Source organism: Methylobacter svalbardensis (assembly GCF_037671525.1).
Taxonomy (GTDB): Bacteria; Pseudomonadota; Gammaproteobacteria; order Methylococcales; family Methylomonadaceae; genus Methylobacter_A; species Methylobacter_A svalbardensis.
In genome coordinates this window covers 1-1,542 of record NZ_JAWPOH010000165.1, presented here as the reverse complement: position 1 = coordinate 1,542, position 1,542 = coordinate 1, and the positions used below count along the sequence as shown (strand labels likewise).

At 40.3% G+C, this 1,542-nt stretch carries 2 protein-coding genes; one reads left to right on the top strand and one right to left on the bottom strand.

Going from position 1 to position 1,542, the window contains the following annotated elements:
• Positions 1–820: 820 nt before the first annotated feature.
• Positions 821–1,036, bottom strand: coding sequence for a hypothetical protein (locus RW114_RS20585; RefSeq protein ID WP_340124597.1), 216 nt, complete (start codon positions 1,034–1,036; stop codon positions 821–823).
• 4 nt (positions 1,037–1,040) lie between these two features.
• Here RW114_RS20585 and RW114_RS20580 point away from each other — a divergent pair.
• A partial coding sequence (locus tag RW114_RS20580; RefSeq protein WP_340124596.1) for a glycosyltransferase family 4 protein occupies positions 1,041–1,542 on the top strand: 502 nt, incomplete at its 3' end.

Genomic DNA, 1,542 nt, shown 5'->3' with positions numbered 1-1,542 from the left:
TAGCATCAAAGCAGGACTCAATCAATTCGAGGACTTTGGGTTCGTCGGATAGTTGATTTAAGGCAGCGTTCAGCAGTTTGCGCTGGTGATGATCTAATTCACGGATTGCAGTAATTAATTGAAAAAACTCGGCGTTTTTCATGATGATCTCCAATTGAAAACCTACATGGCTTATTTTATGAAAAAGAAATAAAAAATTCCATAGTTAACGATGACATAGCCTATTTCTAAGCTTAAAAACTTGAACATCGAGTAATAAAAAACGAAAATTGAATCTCTGCGTATTACCAGGTCAATAAGGGCAGAACAAATGCGATACCCATCACACAATTCAATTCGTTAAGCGACCATTAAGGTTAAATCGAATACTATAGCTCAAAGTTTATCACTAGCTAATTTATGTCTGTACAGACCAATATACAACCAGATTAAATTAATGAGTTAAGGAGGATAATAATGAAAAAGTCGCTTTTTTTTACTCTATTGGCTGCGTTTACCATTATATGTTCATCTGCATCCTACGCATCAGGAGCTGAAGGTCGCGGTCATAGAGGAAAACACCACAAGCATCATCATTCCGAATAGGCCAGATATTATCCGGAACAGCCTCGATATTCAAAGCCTCAAGATCCGCGCTCTCACCAGGGTTTAGCCGGCAGCGTTTTAGTTTAGGCCACAAAATAGGTAATGGCGACCCAATGCTACTGGACTGGGCGCTGCCGCAGGTTCTTATCTCGGCAATGGAATTGCCGGAAAACGCTAACTTTGATTGATTGACCGGCAAGTTTAATTTTATTAACTCAACACCGAATCCAATAACTCAAAGAGAAAATACCATGAAACAATTGCTTTTTTTAAATTCAATTAACTGCCGCTGTAATCCTGTTTTCACCGCTATCTTATGCTGATCATTCGGGACGCCGTGGTCACGGCTGGCAACAACATCATAAGCATAATAGACATCATCGCCACTATCACACTTTGGCAAACCAGGAGAAACTGTCTTGAATAATTTCGAAACATCATATTTAGCCATGCTAATGAGCAGCTCTTTTTTTATAACGATAGCTGCAATTACCTTGTTAAGGCCGGTTGCCTTTAAAATCGGTCTTACCGATCAGCCAAGTTCACGGAAAAGACACGAAGGAGAAATCCCGATGATTGGTGGTTTGGCGATCTACCTTTGCATCACTTACGTCATCCTGACACAAAGTGTGAATGTTCCGGTCAATATGGCTTTTTTTACAGCAGTCAGCATCATTGTTGTCACTGGATTGATTGATGATTTTAAAGACTTAAACTTTAAGGTCCGTTTAGCCGCAGAAGTAGTTGCGGCGCTGATCATGATCAAATTGGGCGGAGTCGAGATAACCAGCTTAGGTAATTTATTAGGGTTTGGTGAAATACAACTCGGCATGTTTTCAACCTTGTTTACGGTGTTTGCCATTGTAGGTGGCATCAACGCCTTCAATATGCTTGATGGCGTTGACGGCTTAGCCGGCAGTACTTCATTAATCATCTATTTTCTACTGTCGATTTTGT

Bases quoted from the DNA above. Each gene is read 5' to 3' on its own strand.
- RW114_RS20585 (WP_340124597.1), bottom strand. From the start codon at position 1,036: ATGGCTAAATATGATGTTTCGAAATTATTCAAGACAGTTTCTCCTGGT.